Raw genomic sequence first — 707 nt, 5'->3', positions numbered from 1 at the left:
TAAGTGGGGTCAGAGTAAACTTAAATTTCTTAGCTATACTCTCTAGTTCAAGTCACTTTGAACATGGAAGTTACACATGCCAAGATCCCCAAGAATTTGCCCCATCGGCATTCCTCAACATGTTATTCAACGGGGCAATAATCGCCACGTTTGCTTCACGTCTGAACAAGACTTTAAAGCCTATGCTGGATGGCTAAAAGAGTATTCACGTAAATTTCATGTTGATGTTCACGCGTGGGTATTCATGACAAATCATGTTCATTTGCTTTGTACTCCTCAAAAAGCCAATGCTGTTAGCCTTATGATGCAATCTCTTGGCAGACAATATGTGAGATATTTTAATTACACATACAAACGCACAGGTACACTTTGGGAGGGGCGCTTCAAGTCTTGCTTAGTGCAAACTGAAGAGTACTTAATCCAACTATATCGTTATATTGAACTCAACCCTGTCAGAGCTAATATGGTTAATGACCCTGCCGAATATATATGGTCGAGCTATCAAATCAACGCCCTAGGTAAGGCCTCTCAGCTTTGTACTCCACATCAGGTTTACCTGTCAATAAGCCAAAATCCTCAGAGTAAGTGGGGTCAGAGTAAACTTAAATTTCTTAGCTATACTCTCTAGTTCAAGTCACTTTGAACATGGAAGTTACACATGCCAAGATCCCCAAGAATTTGCCCCATCGGCATTCCTCAACATGTTA

At 40.7% G+C, this 707-nt stretch carries 1 protein-coding gene; it reads left to right on the top strand.

Features of this window, described 5'->3' with window-relative positions; genetic code table 11:
- Window positions 1–76 precede the first annotated feature (76 nt).
- A complete protein-coding gene (locus tag H5202_RS23570; protein WP_443019479.1) occupies window positions 77–628 on the top strand; it encodes a transposase in 552 nt (183 codons plus the stop codon).
- The last annotated feature ends 79 nt before the right edge of the window (window positions 629–707 follow it).

The organism is Shewanella sp. SG41-4 (assembly GCF_014164505.1).
Taxonomy (GTDB): domain Bacteria; phylum Pseudomonadota; class Gammaproteobacteria; order Enterobacterales; family Shewanellaceae; genus Shewanella.
Note: the sequence above shows the minus strand (reverse complement) of the source record. Positions and strands in the feature narration are given on the sequence as shown.